The organism is Actinomadura sp. 6K520, from assembly GCF_004349245.1.
Taxonomy (GTDB): Bacteria; Actinomycetota; Actinomycetes; order Streptosporangiales; family Streptosporangiaceae; genus Spirillospora.
In genome coordinates this window covers 1-1,878 of record NZ_SMLC01000377.1, presented here as the reverse complement: position 1 = coordinate 1,878, position 1,878 = coordinate 1, and the positions used below count along the sequence as shown (strand labels likewise).

Below are 1,878 nucleotides of genomic sequence, written 5' to 3'. Positions count from 1 at the left end.
GGGGGGTGATGCCGGTGGCGGCGGTGGTGATGTGGTCGGTGATGGTGTCGATGGCGGGGCTGTGTGAGGCGTAGTCGACGTCGATGCGGCGGGTTTTGATCTGCCGCTGCTCGCATTGTTGGAGCAGAACCGTGATGGCGTGGTGGGGTCCGGCGACGATGGTGGTGGCGGGTCCGTTGACCGCGGCGATGGTGACGGTGTCGGGCAGCAGGTCGGCCAGGTCGTCGGGGGTGGTGTGGACGGCGGCCATGGTGCCGGTTCCGGCCAGTGCGGTCAGTGCGCGGCTGCGCAGGGCGACGAGTTGGGCGGAATCCTGCAGGGTGAGGGCGCCGGCGGTGTAGGCGGCGGCGATCTCGCCCTGGGAGTGCCCGACCACCGCGTCGGGCTCGACGCCCAGGGACCGCCATAGGTGGGCCAGGCCGGTCATGACGGCGAACAGTGCGGGCTGGACGACGTCGACCCGGTCCAGCGACGCCGCACCTTCGGTGGTGAGGAGGTCGGTGAGGGACCAGTCCACGTGCGGCGAGAGTGCTTGTTCGCAGGCGTGGATGTGGTCGCGGAAGACCGGGCTGGTGGCCATGAGTTCGGCGCCCATCCCGGCCCACTGTGATCCTTGGCCGGGGAACACGAACACGGTTTTGCCGCCCTGGCCGGGCAGGGCACGGCCGGTGACCACGGCCGGGTGCGGCTCACCGGCCGCCAAAGCCTCTAGCCCCTCGCGCAGCCCGGCCTGGTCGCCGGTGATGACGGCGCGGTAATCCAGGGTGGAGCGGGTGGTGGCCAGCGCCCAGGCCACTTCACCGGGGTCCAGGTCGGGGTGGGCGTCCAGATGTTCGGCCAGGCGCTTCGCCTGTGCGGTAAGACCCGCCTCGGTCTTCGCCGACAGCAACCACGGCAGTACGTCCGGCTCAGGGGTCTCCCTGGCCTGCGCCTCTCCGTCCGTGCCGGTCTGGAGCGTTAAGGGCGTGGGTGCGGTTTCGGTGTCTGTGCTCGTGGGGGTTTGTTCGAGGATGAGGTGGGCGTTGGTTCCGCTGATGCCGAAGGAGGAGACGGCGGCGCGCCGCGGCCGCCCGGTCTCCGGCCATTCGACCTGCTCGGTGAGCAGCTCGACGGTCCCCGCGGACCAGTCGACGTGCGGGGTCGGCTCGTCGACGTGCAGCGTCCGCGGCAGCACACCATGCCGCATCGCCTCGACCATCTTGATGATTCCGGCGACACCGGCGGCGGCCTGGGTGTGCCCGAGGTTGGACTTGATTGAGCCGAGCCGTAGGGGCCGGTCGTCGGGGCGTTGTCGGCCGTAGGTGGCGATGAGTGCTTGCGCCTCGATGGGGTCGCCCAGGCGGGTGCCGGTCCCGTGCGCCTCCACCACGTCCACCTCGGCGGCGGCCAGCCGCGCGCTGGCCAGCGCGTCCTCGATCACCCGCTGCTGGGACGGGCCGTTCGGCGCCGTCAGGCCGTTGCTCGCCCCGTCCTGGTTGACCGCCGAGCCGCGCACGACGGCCAGTACGGGGTGGCCGTTGCGAAGCGCGTCCGACAGCCGTTCGACCAGCAGCAGCCCGACACCTTCCGACCAGCCGGTGCCGTCGGCGGCCGCTGCGAAGGGCTTGCAGCGGCCGTCGGGCGCCAGTCCGCGCTGCCGGGAGAACTCCACGAACACCCCGGGGGCGGACATGATGGCGACGCCGCCGGCGAGGGCGAGGTCGGTTTCGTGGTTGTGGAGGGATTGGCAGGCGAGGTGGAGGGCGACGAGGGAGGAGGAGCAGGCGGTGTCGATGGTGAGGGCGGGTCCTTGGAGGCCGAGGGTGTAGGCCAGGCGTCCGGAGGCGATGCTGGGGGCGCTGCCGTTTCCGAGGTGTCCTTCGTAGGGGGTGGGGATGG

General features: G+C 71.4%; 1 protein-coding gene. It reads right to left on the bottom strand.

The window, feature by feature from the left end; all coding sequences use genetic code 11:
- Window positions 1–1,878: type I polyketide synthase (locus tag E1289_RS37425; RefSeq protein ID WP_131988901.1), on the bottom strand; the 1,878-nt coding region annotated here is incomplete at both ends.